The 16,872-nt window shown below is 67.8% G+C and carries 18 protein-coding genes; 1 reads left to right on the top strand and 17 read right to left on the bottom strand.

Annotation, left to right across the window (positions count from 1 at the left end; genetic code table 11):
• From FAZ21_RS04945 to FAZ21_RS04895, 11 genes are all read right to left on the bottom strand, one after another.
• A partial coding sequence (locus FAZ21_RS04945) for a beta-ketoacyl synthase N-terminal-like domain-containing protein (RefSeq protein ID WP_169307254.1) occupies positions 1 to 877 on the bottom strand: 877 nt, incomplete at its 3' end.
• A gap of 2 nt (positions 878 to 879) precedes the next feature.
• Positions 880 to 2,109 (bottom strand): beta-ketoacyl-[acyl-carrier-protein] synthase family protein, encoded by a 1,230-nt coding sequence (locus FAZ21_RS04940; RefSeq protein ID WP_169307253.1) that lies wholly within the window; start codon positions 2,107 to 2,109, stop codon positions 880 to 882.
• Entirely contained in the window at positions 2,106 to 2,615 is a 510-nt protein-coding gene (gene fabZ, locus FAZ21_RS04935; RefSeq protein WP_136772146.1) for a 3-hydroxyacyl-ACP dehydratase FabZ, read from the bottom strand. Before fabZ ends, FAZ21_RS04940 begins: the two co-directional genes overlap by 4 nt.
• Positions 2,612 to 3,367, bottom strand: coding sequence for a 3-oxoacyl-ACP reductase family protein (locus tag FAZ21_RS04930; protein WP_136772145.1), 756 nt, complete (start codon positions 3,365 to 3,367; stop codon positions 2,612 to 2,614). Before FAZ21_RS04930 ends, fabZ begins: the two co-directional genes overlap by 4 nt.
• Complete coding sequence (locus FAZ21_RS04925) at positions 3,364 to 4,386, bottom strand: NAD-dependent epimerase/dehydratase family protein (RefSeq protein ID WP_136772144.1); 1,023 nt, start codon at positions 4,384 to 4,386, stop codon at positions 3,364 to 3,366. The genes FAZ21_RS04930 and FAZ21_RS04925 overlap by 4 nt, the downstream gene beginning before the upstream one ends.
• A 326-nt stretch (positions 4,387 to 4,712) precedes the next feature.
• The gene (locus FAZ21_RS04920) at positions 4,713 to 4,964 is read right to left on the bottom strand and encodes an acyl carrier protein (RefSeq protein WP_136772143.1); all 252 of its coding nucleotides are present in this window, start codon (positions 4,962 to 4,964) and stop codon (positions 4,713 to 4,715) included.
• 22 nt (positions 4,965 to 4,986) lie between these two features.
• The gene (locus FAZ21_RS04915) at positions 4,987 to 5,895 is read right to left on the bottom strand and encodes an SDR family oxidoreductase (protein WP_136772142.1); all 909 of its coding nucleotides are present in this window, start codon (positions 5,893 to 5,895) and stop codon (positions 4,987 to 4,989) included.
• Positions 5,896 to 5,988: 93 nt separating this feature from the next.
• On the bottom strand, positions 5,989 to 6,240 hold the full coding sequence (locus FAZ21_RS04910; RefSeq protein WP_136772141.1) for an acyl carrier protein: 252 nt from the start codon (positions 6,238 to 6,240) through the stop codon (positions 5,989 to 5,991).
• A gap of 7 nt (positions 6,241 to 6,247) precedes the next feature.
• Positions 6,248 to 7,054 carry a thioesterase II family protein gene (locus tag FAZ21_RS04905; protein ID WP_169307252.1) on the bottom strand — a complete coding sequence of 269 codons (807 nt, stop codon included), beginning with the start codon at positions 7,052 to 7,054 and terminating at the stop codon, positions 6,248 to 6,250.
• A 7-nt stretch (positions 7,055 to 7,061) separates the two neighbouring features.
• Positions 7,062 to 7,880, bottom strand: coding sequence for a serine O-acetyltransferase (gene cysE, locus FAZ21_RS04900; RefSeq protein WP_136772139.1), 819 nt, complete (start codon positions 7,878 to 7,880; stop codon positions 7,062 to 7,064).
• A 165-nt stretch (positions 7,881 to 8,045) separates the two neighbouring features.
• Positions 8,046 to 9,428, bottom strand: a complete 1,383-nt coding sequence (locus FAZ21_RS04895) for a hypothetical protein (protein WP_136772138.1) — start codon at positions 9,426 to 9,428, stop codon at positions 8,046 to 8,048.
• A gap of 389 nt (positions 9,429 to 9,817) precedes the next feature.
• Between FAZ21_RS04895 and FAZ21_RS04890 the strand changes: the two genes are divergently transcribed.
• On the top strand, positions 9,818 to 10,531 hold the full coding sequence (locus FAZ21_RS04890) for an autoinducer binding domain-containing protein (RefSeq protein ID WP_136772137.1): 714 nt from the start codon (positions 9,818 to 9,820) through the stop codon (positions 10,529 to 10,531).
• Between the two features lie 203 nt (positions 10,532 to 10,734).
• On the opposite strand, the gene FAZ21_RS04885 is transcribed toward FAZ21_RS04890, so the two are convergent.
• The 6 genes from FAZ21_RS04885 to FAZ21_RS04860 form a co-directional block, all read right to left on the bottom strand.
• Entirely contained in the window at positions 10,735 to 11,697 is a 963-nt protein-coding gene (locus tag FAZ21_RS04885; RefSeq protein WP_169307251.1) for a phosphatase domain-containing protein, read from the bottom strand.
• Position 11,698: 1 nt separating this feature from the next.
• On the bottom strand, positions 11,699 to 12,178 hold the full coding sequence (locus FAZ21_RS04880) for an MGDG synthase family glycosyltransferase (RefSeq protein ID WP_169307250.1): 480 nt from the start codon (positions 12,176 to 12,178) through the stop codon (positions 11,699 to 11,701).
• Between the two features lie 107 nt (positions 12,179 to 12,285).
• A complete protein-coding gene (gene creD / locus FAZ21_RS04875) occupies positions 12,286 to 13,704 on the bottom strand; it encodes a cell envelope integrity protein CreD (RefSeq protein ID WP_136772134.1) in 1,419 nt (472 codons plus the stop codon).
• A gap of 102 nt (positions 13,705 to 13,806) precedes the next feature.
• Positions 13,807 to 15,228 carry a two-component system sensor histidine kinase CreC gene (creC, locus tag FAZ21_RS04870; RefSeq protein ID WP_136772133.1) on the bottom strand — a complete coding sequence of 474 codons (1,422 nt, stop codon included), beginning with the start codon at positions 15,226 to 15,228 and terminating at the stop codon, positions 13,807 to 13,809.
• Entirely contained in the window at positions 15,228 to 15,914 is a 687-nt protein-coding gene (gene creB, locus FAZ21_RS04865) for a two-component system response regulator CreB (protein WP_136772132.1), read from the bottom strand. The genes creC and creB overlap by 1 nt, the downstream gene beginning before the upstream one ends.
• 54 nt (positions 15,915 to 15,968) lie before the next feature.
• Positions 15,969 to 16,847, bottom strand: a complete 879-nt coding sequence (locus tag FAZ21_RS04860) for a DMT family transporter (protein WP_136772131.1) — start codon at positions 16,845 to 16,847, stop codon at positions 15,969 to 15,971.
• Between the last annotated feature and the right edge of the window lie 25 nt (positions 16,848 to 16,872).

Below are 16,872 nucleotides of genomic sequence, written 5' to 3'. Positions count from 1 at the left end.
CGCCCAGGCCCAGCGCGGCGGCGTCCAGTTCCGGCGCCAGCGCCACGGTGCCCACTTCGTCCAGCAGCGTGCCGAAGCGGCGACGCAGTTTGTCCAGGCACGCGGCCAGCCCCTGTTCGGCGCGGCCCGGCGCATACACGTGGGCGCAGCCGAAGACGCCAGCCAGCGTGGCGCGACCGTGACGCTGCGCCTGTCCGGCGGTTTCCAGCGCCAGCAGCGCGGCGCCTTCCACCTGCGGCTGCGCTGGCACGCCGGCCTGGTGCGCCAGACTGTGGCGGTACAGCGCGTAGGCGGGAGTGGCCTCTTCGGCCGCCCCCACCAGAGCAAGGTCGATGCGGCCGGATTCCAGTTGCGCTGCGGCCACCGAGAACGCGATCAGGCCGGATGCGTCACCGTCGGTCAGCGTGATGCAACTGCCACGGATGGTGTGGCGAATGGCGGCATAGCTCGCCGGCACGTTGAACACCACGTTGGGATAGATGCTGGGCTGGACATACCGCGGCTCTTCGATGGCCTGCAGGTCGAACGCCAGCACGCTTTGCAGCGGACCACTGCTGCCCAGCACCAGGCTGACGCGCTCGTCCGGCACCTGCGCCTGGCGCGCGGCGGTGTCGGCCAGCCCCATGCGCTGGTGCAGTTGGGTGGCGGCGGCGCAGACATGCAGCGTCAGGCGGTCGAAGTTGGCGACGCTGCGCGTGGCGAGCAACTCGCGCGCGTCGTAGTCGGGCACCCGGGCCACGGCCGGGCCGTCGCACAGGGCGCCGTCCACCGGGGCATAGGCGGGCGGCGCGGCGCGCAGGCCCTCGATCAGTGCTTCCACGCCCAGGCCATAGGGCGACAGCGCGGCAGCGCCGGTGATGACGAGTTCGGCATGCATGGTCAGTCTTCCTGTGCGGGGTATTGGCGGAACAGCACGACGGCGTTGTTGCCGCCGAAGGCGGAGGCTGTCTTGAGCACGTTGCGCACGCGCGCCGGGCGCGCCTGGAGCGGCACGCAATCGACGGGGCATTGCTCGTCCGGGCCAAGGTGGTTCATGGTCGGCGTGAGCACCTGCGCCTTGAGCGAGGAAACAGCGGCGACACATTCGATGGCGCTGGCGGCGCCCATGGCGTGGCCGACCATCGATTTCACCGACGACAGCGGCGGGATGCGCTCGCCGAACAACTGGGTAAAGGCGGCCGATTCGACCTTGTCGCTGGCCTGGGTGCCGGTGCCGTGCACCGACAGGTAGCAGACGGCCTCCGGCGCCAGTTGCGCGCTGTCGAGCGCGGCACGCGCGGCCTGGGCGATGCCGGCCGGGTTGGGCTGGGTGATATGGTGGGCGTCGCAGCTTTCGCCATAGCCGGTGATCTCGGCATGGATGACGGCGCCACGTGCCAGCGCGCTGTCCAGCGTTTCGATGAACAGCATCGCCGCGCCTTCGGCCGGCACCATACCCTGGCGATCGCGACTGAACGGACGGGGCACGTCCGGTGCGATGGCGCCGAGGCGCGAGAACCCGGCATAGCCGTAGCGCGAGAACGCATCGGCACCGCCAACGATCATCGCCACCGCGTCGCCACGCCGCATCAGGTCGATGGCGGCACCAATGGCGAAGTTGCTGGCGGAGCAGGCGTTGCCGATGGTGATCATCGGCCCGCAAGCGCCGAACTCATGGCCGATACCCTGCGATACGGTCTGCGGCGCGTAGCCGGCGAAGGCGCGCAAGCCCTCGTCGTCCAGGCGGCCGGCGGCAATCTGGTCGCAGCAGAACTCCAGTTCCTTGGATTCACCCTGCGTGTAGCCCAGTGCCACGCCGACATCGAACGCGTGCTCGGCAATGGGAAAGCCGGCGTCCTCGACGCACTGCCGCGCCGCCGCCAGCGCCAGTTGCTTGGCGCGGCCCAGTTGCGCCAGATCGGCGCGGCCGGGAAAGTGCTCGGCGATATCGAAATCGTGCACCTCGCCGCCCCGATCGGAGTTCATCCGCGATACGTCGATGCCGCGTACCGCGCTGATGCCGATGGCACCCGCCAACGCGTTGGCGAAAAAGGTCGGCACATCGCGGCCGATGGTGGTCACCGCGCCCATGCCGGTGACGACGATGCGCGGGGGATTTGCTGATTTCATGAGTGCCTCTCTGCTTGCGTTGACGACACGGGTTGGGGAAGCGACTGCGGCGCTTTCGCCCGCCGCGATACCAGCAGCTCCGCGCTCGCCACGCGGCGCCCGGCCGCCGTGATGTCGCATTCGAACTGCGAGAACTGCTCCAGCCGGCGGCTCAGCCGGGCGTGGGTGATCAGCACATCGCCGGGGCGCACCATCTGCTGGAACGTGCTCTGGGTGACGCGCACCAGCACGTACAGCCCGCGCTCGGCCAGCTCGGCCGACGCCATCACCCAGCAGGCGGTCTGCGCCATGTTTTCCAGCAGCAGCACACCGGGAAACACCGGCTCGCCGGGAAAATGGCCACGCAGCACCGGGTTGTCGGATTGCACCGTGTAGCGCGCGCTGGCCCATTCGCCGGGCACGCCTTCGGTCACGGTGTCGATCAGCAGGAAAGGCGCGCGATGCGGGATCACATCGGCCACCGGCAACGTCAGCGGGTCGATATCGAGCAGGGCGGGATCGCTCATGTCGTCAGCCCCCCATCGACGACGAACACCTGGCCGGTGACATAGGACGCGCCGGGCGACAGCAGGAAGGCGACCAGGCTGGCCACCTCGGCCGCTTCGCCAAAACGCTTGAGGGGAATGCGCGCCATGGCGTCGGCCTGCTGGCGCTCGTTCAGCGCATCGGTCATGTCGGTGCGGATGAAGCCGGGCGCCACGACGTTGACGCGGACATTGCGGCCGGCGCACTCCAGCGCTAGGGCGCGCGACATGCCGATCAGGCCGGCCTTGCTGGCGCAATAGTTGGCCTGCCCCGGCACGCCGACCACGCCGGCCACCGACGACACATTGACGATGGCGCCGGCACGTTGCTTGAGGAAGGTGGGGATCACCGCCTTGCAGGTGTGGAAGGCGCCGTCCAGATTGGCCGAAAGCACCTCGCGCCAGTCGTCCTCGTTCATCATCAGGATGGAGCCGTCGCGCGTGACGCCGGCATTGTTGACCAGCGCATCCAGTTGGCCGAACCGGGCGAGGGTGCGCCCCAGCATCGTGCCGGCGCTGGCCGGATCGCGCGCATCGGCGCGCATCGCCAGCAGGCGCGTTTCGCCCAGTTCGTCCACCAGTTCGCGCGCCCGCGCTTCGTTGCCCAGGTAAGTGAAGGCCACGCGCCAGCCCTGGCCGTGCAGCGCGCGCACGATGGCGGCGCCGACGCCGCGCGAGCCGCCGGTGACCAGCGCCACCGGCTGCGGCGCCTGCTGTTCGTTGATGTCGCTCATGCTGTTTTCCATTGGGGAGTGTTGATCGGGGTATCCGGCGCGGCGGGCAGGAAGCCGTGTTCGCGATACCAGGCGAAGCACGCTTCGATGGCCTGCCGGATGGGCTGGGCGCCATAGCCCAGGTGCTGGCGGGCCTTGCCGTCGTCGAACAGGTGGTGCCCGCCGAACACGCGCATGCGATAGGCATCGACCGCGGGCGGCGCCAGCGGCGGCAGCCATTGGCGCAGTTGTGCCTCCAGCCGTTGCAGCGCGTACGGCCGGCGCGACAGCGGCGCGGCGCTGCCGCCGGTGACAATGGCCATTTCGGTGATCAGGCGGGTAAAAGTCAGGTGGTGTCCGCCCAGGATGTAGCGCTCGCCCGGCACGCCCCGCGTCAGCGCGGCGACGTGGGCATCGGCCACGTCGGCGGCCGGCGCGAAGGTGCCGCTGCCGGGCGGCATGAACGGCAGGCGGCCACTGGCAACGGCGAGCACGATGCGCCCCCATTGCAGCGTGTGATCCCACGCGCCCAGCACCTCGGCCGGGTTGAGCACGATGCCTTCCACGCCGCGCGCTTCGCGTACCAGCGTTTCGGCGGCCAGCTTGGTGCGGCCATAGGGCGACGCGGCGCGCCATGCCTGCAACGGCATGGTTTCGTCGGCCGCCATGCCCGGCGTTTCGGTGGAGCCGATGGTGGACGTGGTGCTGGTGTACACCACGCGCCGCACACCGCTGCGGCGCGCCGCCTCCAGCACCGCGCGGGTGCCTTCGACGTTGGTTTCGGTCAGGCGCGGCAGGTCGCACGGCAGGCAACTGGTATCGCCAGCGGTATGGATCACCGCATCGATGCCGCGCATGGCGGCGGCCAGCCCGGGCACGTCGCCCAGTTGCCCGGCAACGACGGCGACCGGCAGGCGATCCAGGTATTGCCGCCGCGCCTGCGGGCGTACGTGGCAGAGCACGTCGTGCCCGGCCGCATGTAGCGCCTGGACGATGTTGAGGCCGACAAAGCCGGTGGCGCCGGTGAGAAGGACGCGCATGTTCGATTCCTTGGCTGGAAGCCTGTTTAAAGTCTTTTCACAACCGCCGGAGGGCGGAACCTGGGCAAAGCGCGCTGCGGTCGCGGGACAACGGGCTTGGCGCAGGCGCCGGAAGCCGGGACGAAGGCCGGGATGCAGTGCAAGGCGCACCGGGCGACGCGGGGCTTTTCCCCGCCAGCGTGGTGCAACGCGGCAATGCGCTCGGCGCAGATTCCGGGTCCGGGACGAAGGCCGGGATGCAGTGCAAGGCGCACCGAGCGACACGGGGCTTTTCCCCCGTTAGCGAGATGCAACGCCGCAATGCGCCCGGCATTCGTCCTGGGCAATCAGGCGGCGACGGTTTCGGGCAGATACCGCTCGACGACGGCGATCACCTTGGCGATGGTTTCGAATTCGCGCAGTTCCGCTTCGGGCAGCTTCAGCTTGAATTCGCGTTCCAGCGCGGTCATCAGATCGAGCGACTTGAGCGAATCGATGTGGGCGAACGAACGAAACTCGTCGTTCAGGCCTATTTCGGCGCGATCCATTTCGATGACTTGCAGACAGATTTCGACGATGCGTTCTTGCGTGGCATTCATGGTGGTTCCTCGGTTGGGTCGATCAGGGTGAGACGTTGCCGACGGTGGCCAACGTGGGGTGGGCGGAACGAGGCTGCTGACGCTTCAATCCACCGGCCTTCTGTTCCCAGACCTCGGCCGGCACGTCACGCATGAAACTGAACTCGCCGGCGAGGTTGGGGGTTTCTCCGCCATCGATGCGGATGATTTCGCCGTTGATGTATTCGGCATTGGGGCTGAGCAGGAACAGCGCGAGGTCGGCCAGTTCCTGCAATTTGCCCAGGCGGCCCATGGGGATGCGCTCGGTGATCATCGCGGCGATGTCCACACCGGGCAGCAGGTCCTCATGGATGCGCAACTGCGCCATGGCGCCATCCGTGGGAAACGGGCCGGGCGAGATGCCGACGAAGCGCAGGCCGTAGCGGCCCCATTCGGCGGCGAGCGACTTGATCAGGTTTTCCACGCCAGCCTTGGCGCAGCCGGACGGCACGACGAAGGCGGAACCGGTACTGGCGTAGTTGGTACTGATGCTGAGCACGCTGCCGCGCTGGCCGCGTTCGATCCAGTGCTTGCCCAGCGTCATCGTGCAATGCACGGTGCCCATCAGCACCGTATCTACGATCAGCTTGAAGGCGTTGTTGCTGAGCCGTTCGGTGGGCGCGACGAAGTTGCCGGCCGCGCTGTTCACCAGGCTGTCGATGCGGCCGAAGTGCGCCAGCGTGTGGGCCACGGCATCCTCCACCTCATCGGCGAAGCGGATGTCGCAGCGCACCGGCAGCACGCGCTCGGCGCCCAGTTCGCGCGCGGTCTGCGCCAGCACATCCTCGCGGCGGCCGACGATGGCCACGCGCGCGCCATGTCGCACCAGGTGCTCGGCGATGGCGCGGCCCAGGCCGCTGCCGCCACCGGTGACGAAGGCAACGTGGCCTTCGAAGAGATCATTCCTGAACATGTCCATTCCTTCAGAAGCGGTTACCCGGCCCGATCCACGGCGCCGGGTCAGGCCGGGCCGCGCTCGATCGGGCCGATACCGGCCGTGCCGGCGTCAGGCCAGCGCGCCCTCGACCACGGCAGCCACCTCGCCGACCGTATAGATGTCGCGCTTGGCATCGTCCGGGATGCGCGCGCCGACACTGCGTTCGATGCGGAACCAGATCTCCAGCATTTCGATGGAGTCGATGCCCAGGTCGCCGCCCAGGTAGAGCGCGGGGTCGATGCGATCCGCGTCGAAGGCGGTTTTCTTGAGGGCGTTGACCGCGTCGCAGAACGCGGCGAGTACGGTGGGGCGGTGGGACATGTCGTCGTTACCTTCTGGTTGATGCCGCCAGCAAGGCGGGGTTGTGGTCGGTGGCGGGCGACGTGGCACGCGCCAGCCAGGTGGCGATGTCGGAAGCCACCTGCGCTTCGCGCCCGGGGTGGATGAAGTGCCCCGCCGGATAGCGCCGCGTGGCATTGGCGCGACGCGGCGCCAGCGCCAGCCATTGCGCGGGATCGGATGGGGTGAGCAGTGGGTCGGCGTCGCCGCGCAGCGCCAGCACCGGGCACGGTGCCGGCCGTACCGGCAGACGTTCCAGGCTGCGGCAGCAGGCGAGATCGGCACGGACCACCGGCAGGAAGGCATCGCGCATCACCGGGTTCTCCAGCACCTCGTCCGGCATGCCACCGAGGGCACGCAACCGGCGCAGCAGATCGGAGTCGTCCAGTTCGGACCAGGAGGGCGCCACCACGACGCCACCCGGCGCGCGGGCGCTGATCGCGACCAGGCCTAGCGGTGCGAAGGCGGCAGCCAGCGAAAGCCGGTAGGCGAAGTGCGCGCCCATGCTGTAGCCGAGCAGCGCCAGCGGTCGGTCGGCCAGACGTTGCAGGCCGGGCAGCAGGTCGTCGATGACGTCGGCCGCGCGGTCGAGCAGCGGCTCGCGCCAGCGCAGGCCCCGGCCGGGATATTCGGCGCCCCAGACTTCGATGCCCGGCGGCAGATGCCGCAACAGTGGCAGCAGTGCGGTGACGGTTCCCCCGGCAAACCCATAGGCCACCAGGCGCACCGGTACGTCGGGCGATCCCGCGCGGCCGGGGTGGCGATGGCTCAGCAGGACGTAGCGTTCGGTCGTCATCGCGCCTTCACTCCGTGACCAGGGTCTGGCGCATGTCGAGCGCGGGCCAGATGTTGCCGACGCGTTCGACCTCCCGCGCGGGCACACCGGCCACGGTGGCATGCGGCGGCACAGGCTTGAGGACAATGGAGCCGGCGGCGACACGCGCGCCCTCGCCCACTTCGATATTGCCGAGCACCTTGGCGCCAGCGCCGATCATCACGCCGCGCCGCACTTTGGGATGGCGGTCCTGCGCGGCCTTGCCGGTGCCACCCAGGGTGACGCCGTGCAGGATGGACACATCGTCTTCGATCACGGCGGTTTCGCCGATGACGATGCCGGTACCGTGGTCGAGCATCACGCGCTCGCCGATGCGCGCGGCGGGATGGATGTCGATGGAGAACAGTTCGACGCTGCGACTCTGCACCCACAACGCCAGCGAGTGGCGCTCGCGCCCCCACAGCCAGTGCGCGATGCGCTGCGACTGCAAGGCGCGATAGCCCCGGTAGAACAGCAGCGGCGCCAGCGGATCGCGGGTCGCCGGATCGCGGGCGGCCACGGCGTCCAGGTCGGATTGCGCGGCGCGCACCAAGCTAGGCGCGTCGGCGTAGATGTCGAGGATCAACGTACGCAGCCGCGCGGCGTCGAGGTGGCGATTGGCGAGCAAGTCGGCCAGCAACGCCGCCAGCGCGTGGCCCAGGTCGGGATGCGACAGCACGGCGGCATCGAGAAAGCTGCGCAGCAGCGGATCACGGGCCGCTTCGGCGCGGGCGAGGTCCTGCAAGGCGCGCCACGCTGGATCGACATCGAGTGCCGGGGTTTCGCGGACGGGAAGACAGTCGATCATCGCGCAACTCCGGCGCGCGGCGTGCGGTCGACCGGGCGTATCGCCGGGCAACGCGAGACCTGTTCGAGAGGGCAGTGGGATCGGCCGGAAACGGCCGATGCCGGTGTCGTTTCATGCAGCCGGCTTTGCCGGGTGCTTGATGTCGATGGACTCATTTCCCGGCCCTCAAAAGTACGCCCGGAGCTTCGCGGCAAGCATCCATGCTTGCCCGGCGGCGCCGTATTCGGAGTTGGCATCGCCGTCGGCCCAGCTCGCGCTGAGCGCCAGCTCGGTACGCGGCCAGCGGTTGCGCCACTCGCACCAGGCGAAGCGGCTGTCATCCACCAGGCTGGCGCGGATCAGGCAGTTCAGATCGGCGTCGTGCGCAAGGAAGCGATCCCACTGCACCATGCCCATCACGCTGTGTTCGGTAAGCGGGTCCTGGCGCTGGCCGGCGATGCCGAGCGCGCGGCCGACCTGCGCCGGCGACAGCGATTGCCACGCGTTGCGCCAGTCGTCGCGGTCGAGGCCGCCGCCGTTGTAGTCGTATTCGACGGTGAGGGTCTGGTTCCACTCGGTGCTGAACGAAAACCCGGTGGCCGCCTGCGAATAGCGTTGCGGCGCGGCATCGGCGTCCTGGGCCAGATCGAGCAGGCGCGGGCGGCGGGTATTGGCGTATTCCAGATACGCCACCACCGAGCGGCCTATGTTGTTGGTGAGATTGAAGCCCCAGGTGGTCGCCCCGTGATCCATCGCGTGGAACACCACGTTGCTGTACAGCCCCTCCCAGCGCGGCAGCGCATACATCAGGTAGGCCTGGGCCTGGCCATCGTTGACGGCCCCCCAGCGCGGGTCGTACCAATGTTCGGGCGTGCCGTTGGACAGCGCCGGCACCAGCATGCCGGCCAGCGTGCCGCCGGCCAGGCTGTGCTGCGCCCGGACGCCGACCACGCCCAGCCGGCTTTCGCGCAGGGTGGCGGGGTCGGCGGTGCGGCGCGCCAGCAGCGCGCCGTCGCGGAACACATCCGACGGGTTGAAGCCGGTGGCGACGCCATCGCGGATATTGATGCGGCCGATATTCACCGCCCAGTCGTCACCCGAGCGACTGGCGTACAGCTCGCGCAACGTCAGGCTGAGGTTGTCAGCATCCAGCCCGGCGCCCGGTTCGCTATCCACATCGACGCGGACATTGAGCGTGGCGCGCCAGTCGGCGCCGATCCGGCGCGTGACATAGCCATCCAGCCCCAGGTTGCCGTGCCAGGTGTCGTCCAACGGCGCATGCCGGTACAGGCGGTTGAGCGCCAGTTCGAGAAACAGCTTGCCGGTCTGTGGGTCGGGCGCGGCAATGACAGGGACGTCGGCGCTGTCCGGCAACCAGTCTTCGCCGTCGGCGGCACGGCACGGTGCCGCCAGCAGCGCGCCGAGCGTCGCCACAATCGCGCCACCCGTCCAGAGCCGGCACAGCCCCCTCGGGAGCACCGCCGCGCGGCGCGCACCCCGGCCCAAGGACAACGGCCGGGCCGTTGCGCAGGCAGCTTGGGTAACGCGGTATTCCGCCAGCAGGCACATGTTGCTTTCCCGTCAAGGTGTTGATTCGACTGCTGCGAATTGAACAGGAAAGCGACGGTGTCCGAAGCTACCAACTCTGGTAGTGATCCTTGCCTCGCGAAAGCTGGTGCTGGCATCCCCCATGAAAATCATCGGATACAAAGTAAGTTCTACATCAGCAAATGATGTTGAAGTCACACGTTGCAATGCGATCCGCATAACGCTTTGTGTTAGCATCGTGCAGGGATTTTAGAATGGCTATTCGACAGGTTCATCAATCGGAAAGATTGATCGGCGCAATATGCGGCAGGAAGCATGTCCATTCCCCCCCGGGAGCCGGATCGCTGGATTTGAAGATTGCACCCATTGGAAACGGCAATGCACCGTAATGCGATGGCGAGGAGAACAGGATGAAGAGTTGGGCGGAAGATCTGCTATCCAGCCTGGAAGGCATTCAGGATGAAACGCAGACTTTCCAGAAGATTGAAACCGCTGCCGCGGCATTGGGTTTCGATTATGTGGCGCATGGATTGCGCCTGCCATTGCCATTATCGAATCCCCGTACCTTCATCCAGAGCAATTACCCTATCGAATGGCAACAGCGTTATGTCGCCGCCGGATATCTCGATTCCGATCCTTCAGTGTTGCACGGCCGTCAGTCGCAAGCCCCGCTGGTCTGGTCACGCGAAGTGTTCCACAACGCGCCAAAACTGTGGGAAGAGGCGAATTCATTCGGTTTGTGTGTGGGTTGGGCGCAGTCCAGCCTGGATGCCCAGGGGGTCGGCAGCATGCTGACGCTGGCACGCTCGGGCGAGATACTCACCCCCGAGGAACTGGCCGGCAAAGAATTCAAGATGCGCTGGCTGGTGAATATCACGCACCTGGCGCTTTCCAGTGCGCATAAATCAGAGATGCGCAAGGCGGCGCCCCCTTCGCTCACCGCCAGGGAAATCGAAATCCTGAAATGGACCGGCGACGGAAAAACATCTGGCGAAATCTCCGATATCCTTTCCGTTTCGGAAAACACCGTCAATTTCCATATCAAGAACGCGGTGGCCAAATTGCAGACCGCGAACAAGACGGCCGCCGTGGTTCGCGCCGCGATGCTCGGCCTGCTCAATTGAACCAAGCCCGCCCGGGCATCCATTCAATTCGTGCCCTTCCATGCACCAAATCGCCCGTTCGGCCGCCTGTCCGCTGTATTGGTGCGGGTTATTTTCCAATCAATCTTTTCTGTTTACGTTGTGGCGGCATGAATTGACGTCCGTCCGCCCAATGGCCGGTATTCACCGCCCACTGGCGAAAGCTTGCTGACGAATGCTGACGATCAGGGCAACGGTTGCGCCTGCATCGCTGCGATGTCCAGCAGGGCCGGATCGGCCAGCAGGGCATCCAGGTCGCCCTGCCCCGGCAGGCGTGGCCGCGCGGGGTCCGGGTTGACGCGACGGATCCAGATGCCCGCGATGCGCCCGGGGTGGCGCTCGGCGAGGGCGGCGTAGATTTCCGGGTCCTGCTCGCCATCGTCGCCGAACAAGACGAAGCGCTGCGTGGGCAAGGCGTTGAGCAGCGTTTCCAGCCGCGCTGTCTTGTAGCCGCGCTGGTCGGTGAGCGAGCCCTGCCCCAGCCGCTTGGTCAGCAGCACGCCGCGTGGGAAATCATTGGCGGCGAAAAAGCGCCGCAGGTTGTCGGTGAACTGGCGCGGCGAGGCCGACAGGTAGAACAGCGGCGCCGACGCCGGATGCGGCGTGGCGGCCACCAGCCGTGCGTACAGCGCGGCAATCCCCGGCACGGCGTGGCGCCGTTCCGGCGTGCGCATCAGGCTGTTCTTCAGCAGGCGGCGCGTGGCGTTCACCTCGGACACCATGACGGTGTCGTCCACATCGGAGACGATGGCGACGCGGTGCAGCGGCGAGGGGACCAGCACACCGGCCGCGCTGGACGGCGCGGGATCGGTTTCGACGAGATGCCACCCCGGCGCCAGTGATGGCGCCTGCGCTTCGCTCACCAGCCAGTAACCGTCGTCGTCCACCTCAGCGCGCCACGCGCGCTCGCCCACCCGCACGCTGACTTCCGCGTGTTCGCCATCGGTGAGCAATTGCCGCGCGCTGCGATACAGCGTGCGCAGGCGTCCGGCGTCGGCATGCGCGGCGGTGCGCGCCTCGGTGACCCGGCCACTCAGCGCCAGCCCGCCAGCGCCCACCAGCGCGTCGTCCACGGTGTTGTGCAGGATATCGTCGCCCCAGGACAGCACGCTCCAGCCCATCGTCAGCCCGAGCAACACGGCGCGCATGTCATCGACCCACCGCCGCCAGCAACCGATCCGCCACGGCGAACGCGGCATCGGGGCGCGCCAGCCACGCGGCGTCCACGCCCTTGCGCTGCAATTCGCGCGCGCCGTCCGGCGTGGCAACGTGATCATGGTCGATATGCGGGTAGACCCGGAAGGCGCGCGAACTAATGTCGGTGGTCACTGCGGGTACCGGCGCCGCCAGCTTGCCGCGCGATTTCAGACTGGACAGCAGTTCCAGCGACAGGAAGTGCGGGCGGGCAATACCGGACGGTGCAATCTCCGTCAGCAGGTGCTCGAAGGCGCGGCTGTCGATCTTGTTGAATGCCAGCCGCTTGCGCGCGCTTTTCGATTCGGGCTTTACCTGGTCGGCGCGATCGTGGAAGTACCCCCAAAGCGCCGACATGCGCTGCACCAGTTCGATGCAGGCCTGGGTGTACATCTTGTGGAGCAGCGCGTGCAGCAGCAGCAGGGGTTGGCTCATGGCGGGCGGAAAGGCGGATGGAGACGCCGCCAAGGGTATCGCAGCGCTCCATCCACCGGAACAGCCCCCCCGCGCGCGACGTGGGGGCTGTCTCATTCAGGGATGGCCTATGGGGCCAATTCGTCGGGCTGCCCGGCCAGTTGCGGCACCGGGTCGGTGCGGACCGGGCGGCTGGCGGTCAGCGCGTACCAGTCCACGCGGCGGGTCAGCACCATCACCACGGCCAGCAGCGCGAACAGGGCGATACTGCCCATCAGCAAGGCCATATCCTCCGATTGCAGGATACCGAACAGCAGGCCGTACAAACCCGCCAACAGGCCGGCAAACCCCGCGCCACGCCGCCAGCCGCCCAGCGCATGGGCGCCATAAAAGCCCAGCAGCACGGTGGAGGCCACGGCGGCGATCCAGTAGGCGGCGGCAAAGGCGATGTGCTCGGCCAACGACAGCGTAAGCAGGAAGAACAGCGCCAGCGACAGCCCCACCAGGCCGTACTGCACCGGGTGGACCGCCACACGCTTGACGACTTCCATCACCAGCACCGCCCCGAAGATCAGCAGCAGGAACAGTTCGGCGTATTTGACGGTGCGCTCGGTCAGCAGGTAGCGGTTCACCGGGTCGATCAGTCGCAGGCCGAGCTGTTCACCGTCGAACAGGCCGCACTCCGCGCCGCGCGCGGCGCAGGCGTTGATCGTTTCGTCGGTAAAGCCGCTGGCCCAGTAGCTGGTCTGCCATTCGGCGGCAAAGCCGTTGGCGGTGACGTCGCGCCGCACCGGCGCAAAGCGGCCGGCAAAACTGGGGTGTGGCCAGTTGCCGCTCAGCGTGACGTTCACCGATTTGCCCACCGGCGCCACCGCCAGTTCGCCGGTGCCGGTGAGCTTGAGCTGCAACGCGAACGACACACTCCGCGCCTCCACCCCCGGCCCTGCCGCCAGCGGCGCGTGCAGGCCGGCGCCCAGCCAGCTCACATCCGTGCCCGGCAGGAACTGTAGCGGCGCATCGTCCAGTTGCCCCGCCAGCGCGCCGATACCGCGCGCGTCGCTCACACCCAGCGTGAGGAAGGGCTGGCCCCATTGGTATTCGACGCGCTTGCCGCTGCCGGCCGGCGCTTCCAGCGTGGACAGCGCCGGGATGCGAAAGCCGCCGGATATGCGCGCGTCGGCGTGAAACAGCCGCGATTCGTAGATGCCGCGCTTCAGTGTTTCGGTATCCAGCCCGGCCTTGAGCGTGAGTTGCTCCGGCTGCAACGCCACCACCGATTCATCGGCCGATTCCGCGCGCCATTCCTTCAGCGTGCGGCCGTTTTCCTGCTTTTCCAGCAGCGTCCAGACCGTCTTGCGATAGGGCAGCACCAGCAGCGGCCCGACCAGTGTCTGCGGCCGTGCGGTGTAGGCGGCCATTTCCTGTTCCACCTGTTGCGCACGTTCCTGCCGCTCCGTCACCAGCCCACGCACCATCGATAGCGGGAACAGCAGCAACACCACCAGAAATGCCAGGGCGGCCAGTTTCCAGGCCAGGGATTTGTTCATGTTGTCGTCTCCTCAAAGGCGCCAGCGGCGCGGATGAAACGACTGTGCGACGGCGATGTAGAGGGACGATGGAGGGAATGTGGAGAAAGGATGGAGAACCGGCTACAGCCGCAACACGGCCACCACACCGCCCGCCGGGTGATTGGTCACCGTCACGCCGCCGCCGTGCAGTTCGGCGATGGTGCGGGTGAGCGCCAGGCCCAGGCCAGTGCCGCGCTGGTTGCCATCGGGGCGTGGCAACGAGTAGAAGCGCTCGCCCAGGCGCGGCAGCGCGTAGTCGGGGATGGCGGGACCGTCGTTGTGGATGCGCAGCGTCCAGCCACCACCATCGGGGGTGGCGGTGATGCGGATCAGGCCGTCAGGCGGGGTGAAGTCGATGGCGTTCTGGAGCAGGTTGCGCAATGCCTGCTCGATCAGGAAGCGTTCGCCGGTGACGCTGGCATCGGGCGGGATGGCCAGCTCCAGCCCGATGCGGCCGGCGTCCAGCCGGGGCGCCAGCGCGCCAAGGACGATATGGGCTGCGTCGGCCAGCGACACCGGTTCGTGCACGGCCAGCGCCTGCCGCGTTTCCAGTCGCGCCAGCTCCAGCAGGCGGTCGACGATGCTCTGAAGACGTTCGGCCTCGCGGCGGATGTGACCGGCGAAACGCGCGCGCTCGGCCGGGTCTAGGTCGTCGTCGAGCAGTTCGGCGGCGCCACGGATACCCGCCAGTGGGCTTTTCAGTTCATGCGTCAGGCCATGGACGTAGTGCTCCACGTACGCCTTGCCCTCCAGCCGCTCGCGCATTTCGCCCAGCGCCTGCGCCAGCACGGCCAGCTCACGGTTGCCGGGCAAGGCCGGCACCGGTGCGGGGCGGCCGGCGCTGACGGCATGGGCAAAGTCGGTGAGGCGGCCGATGGCGCGCGACAGCCACCACGAGAACCCGGCCCCGAACGCCAGCCCCAGACCGACAATCAGCACCAGCGCACGCAGCAGCTTGCCGTGCGCGCGTTCGATGTAGGGCTGCATGGCGTGGTTGGGCTTGGCAACGGTCAGCGCGCCGGCGATGCGGCCATCCACGCGGATCGGCGCGGCGACGTACATCACGGTGGTGGCTTCGTCGGCGTATTCATGGCGCGAGGTACGCGCGCCGTACTGGCCGCGCAACGTTAGATGGACATCGCGCCACTGCGAGTAATCCTGCCCCACGGCATTGCCGGTGGAATCGAACACCACGATGCCACGCGCGTCCGTGGCATAGACGCGCAGATCGACCGCCCCCTTGGCCACGCCCCAGATGCGCGCGTTGGGCGAGCGCCGCGCGTAGTCCTCCACCGCTCGGGCGAACTCGCCGCTGCCCAGCGTGCCGGCGACGAAATCGGGCCGGATCAGTTCCGCCATCAGGTTGGCGGTATCGATCATGATTTCCTCGGCCGACTGGCGCATCGCGGGTTTGATCTCGTTGCGGATCAGGTCCACCACGTACCAGCCGAGCACGGCGACGATGAGGAAGTAGCCGAGGAAGATGCGCAGGCTGAAGCGCATCAGGCGTCCGCCCGGTAGGCATAGCCAAAGCCGCGATGCGTTTCGATGGGATCGGCGTCCGGCGCGATCTCCCGCAGCTTGGCGCGCACGCTTTTCACATGGCTGTCGATCACGCGCTCGAAACTGTCCTCGGCGGCCTCGCCCAGCGCGTCGAGCAACTGGGCGCGGCTGAAGACACGGCCCGGGGCGCTGGCCAGCAGTACCAGCACGCGATACTCGGACGGCGTGAGCGCCAGCCAATGGCCACGATAGCGCAGGCGGCGGCCAGCCGCGTCGTGTTCCAGCGCCGCCCCCGGCGCGGCAGTCGCGACATGGGCGGTGCGCGCGCCGGTACGCTTGAGGATGGCGCGCACCCGCGCCACCACCTCGCGCGGGCTGAATGGCTTGACCACGTAGTCGTCGGCGCCCAGCTCCAGGCCGACGATGCGGTCCACCTCATCGGCACGGGCGGTGAGCATCAACACCGGCAGGTCGCCAGCGCGACGAATGCGCTTGAGCACCTCGAAACCGCTGTCGTCGGGCAGGCCGACATCCAGGATCACCAGATCGGCCCCCGCCAGCAGCGCAGCCTCGCCATCACGCGCCAGCCGATGCCACGCCACGTCGAAACCATCGCGGCGCAACGCAAACGACAGCGTATCGGCAATGGCGGTTTCGTCTTCGATCAGCAGGATGCGGGCGGTCATGCGGGGATTTTAGGTTTTTTTGAAATCCAAATCTTCAAGGTGTGGGGTTCAAACTCACTCCGGCACTGGCAGCGGCGGCGCCAGGGAGATGATCAGCGCGGCGGCGAGGATGGCGGTGCCGCCCAGCCATTGCCCGGGGCTGAGCGGTTCGGCCAGCAGCCACGCGGCCAGCAGCACGCTGACGACGGGCTCCAGCGTGGACAGGGTGGACGCTTCGGCGGCGGACAGGCGATCCAGCCCGGCCAGGAAGGCGAAGATGGCGATCACGGTGGAGATGATCGCAATGGCCAGCGCCGCTGCCCAGCCTTCGGCGCCGGCAGGCCAGTGCGGCTGGCGGAATACGGTGGAGCCCCACAGGACAGCGGCGGCGGCGATCATCACCACGCTGGCCGCCGGCAACGCACCCGCGCGCGGGGTGAGCCGGGCGCCGGCCAGGATGTAGCAGGAGTAGATCAGCGCCGCGGCCACGCCGAACACCACGCCCAGCACGCTGCCGCGCAGCGCGGCGCCGATGGTCAGTACCAGCCCGACGCAGGCCAGCGCCAGCGCGCCCCAGACGCGGCGGCGCAGCCGCTCGCCGAGAAAGCAGGCCGACAACAGCGTGACGATCACCGGGTAGAGGTAGAGCAGCAACGCCGCCAGTGCGGTGCTGGCGTATTGCAGGGCGGTGAAGTAGCTGAACGCCTGTCCCGCATAGCCGATGCCCCCCATCGCGGCCAGCCCCGCCAGCACCCTCCCGCGCGGCCAGCGCGCACCGCGCCACAGCATGATCGCGCTCATCACCACGGCGGCAACGCTGAAACGGATGAGCAGCAGGCCCTGCGTATCCACGCCGCTACGCAAAGCCCACGTACCGAAGATCGGCATCAGGCCAAAGGCAACAGCGGACAGCAGGATCAGCAAAATCCCTGAGGCACGACGGGACAGCGGCATGGGGGCATCATCGATAAACAAGAAT

Source organism: Chitiniphilus eburneus (assembly GCF_005048205.1).
Taxonomy (GTDB): domain Bacteria; phylum Pseudomonadota; class Gammaproteobacteria; order Burkholderiales; family Chitinibacteraceae; genus Chitiniphilus; species Chitiniphilus eburneus.
This window is presented reverse-complemented; position numbering and strand designations above follow the sequence as displayed.

Excerpts from the sequence above, each read along its gene's own strand:
- FAZ21_RS04920 (WP_136772143.1), bottom strand. The coding sequence starts at position 4,964 with ATGAATGCCACGCAAGAACGCATCGTCGAAATCTGTCTGCAAGTCATC.
- FAZ21_RS04915 (WP_136772142.1), bottom strand. The coding sequence starts at position 5,895 with ATGTTCAGGAATGATCTCTTCGAAGGCCACGTTGCCTTCGTCACCGGT.
- fabZ (WP_136772146.1), bottom strand. The coding sequence starts at position 2,615 with ATGAGCGATCCCGCCCTGCTCGATATCGACCCGCTGACGTTGCCGGTG.
- FAZ21_RS04885 (WP_169307251.1), bottom strand. The coding sequence starts at position 11,697 with ATGCGCGCCGTGTTGCTCGGGCTGACGATGGGCTGGAGCGTGCTGTCC.
- creB (WP_136772132.1), bottom strand. The coding sequence starts at position 15,914 with ATGACCGCCCGCATCCTGCTGATCGAAGACGAAACCGCCATTGCCGAT.
- FAZ21_RS04925 (WP_136772144.1), bottom strand. The coding sequence starts at position 4,386 with ATGCGCGTCCTTCTCACCGGCGCCACCGGCTTTGTCGGCCTCAACATC.
- FAZ21_RS04895 (WP_136772138.1), bottom strand. The coding sequence starts at position 9,428 with ATGTGCCTGCTGGCGGAATACCGCGTTACCCAAGCTGCCTGCGCAACG.
- FAZ21_RS04880 (WP_169307250.1), bottom strand. The coding sequence starts at position 12,178 with ATGAGCCAACCCCTGCTGCTGCTGCACGCGCTGCTCCACAAGATGTAC.
- FAZ21_RS04930 (WP_136772145.1), bottom strand. The coding sequence starts at position 3,367 with ATGAGCGACATCAACGAACAGCAGGCGCCGCAGCCGGTGGCGCTGGTC.
- FAZ21_RS04905 (WP_169307252.1), bottom strand. The coding sequence starts at position 7,054 with ATGACGACCGAACGCTACGTCCTGCTGAGCCATCGCCACCCCGGCCGC.
- creC (WP_136772133.1), bottom strand. The coding sequence starts at position 15,228 with ATGCGCTTCAGCCTGCGCATCTTCCTCGGCTACTTCCTCATCGTCGCC.
- cysE (WP_136772139.1), bottom strand. The coding sequence starts at position 7,880 with ATGATCGACTGTCTTCCCGTCCGCGAAACCCCGGCACTCGATGTCGAT.
- FAZ21_RS04890 (WP_136772137.1), top strand. The coding sequence starts at position 9,818 with ATGAAGAGTTGGGCGGAAGATCTGCTATCCAGCCTGGAAGGCATTCAG.
- FAZ21_RS04910 (WP_136772141.1), bottom strand. The coding sequence starts at position 6,240 with ATGTCCCACCGCCCCACCGTACTCGCCGCGTTCTGCGACGCGGTCAAC.
- FAZ21_RS04940 (WP_169307253.1), bottom strand. The coding sequence starts at position 2,109 with ATGAAATCAGCAAATCCCCCGCGCATCGTCGTCACCGGCATGGGCGCG.
- FAZ21_RS04860 (WP_136772131.1), bottom strand. The coding sequence starts at position 16,847 with ATGCCGCTGTCCCGTCGTGCCTCAGGGATTTTGCTGATCCTGCTGTCC.
- creD (WP_136772134.1), bottom strand. The coding sequence starts at position 13,704 with ATGAACAAATCCCTGGCCTGGAAACTGGCCGCCCTGGCATTTCTGGTG.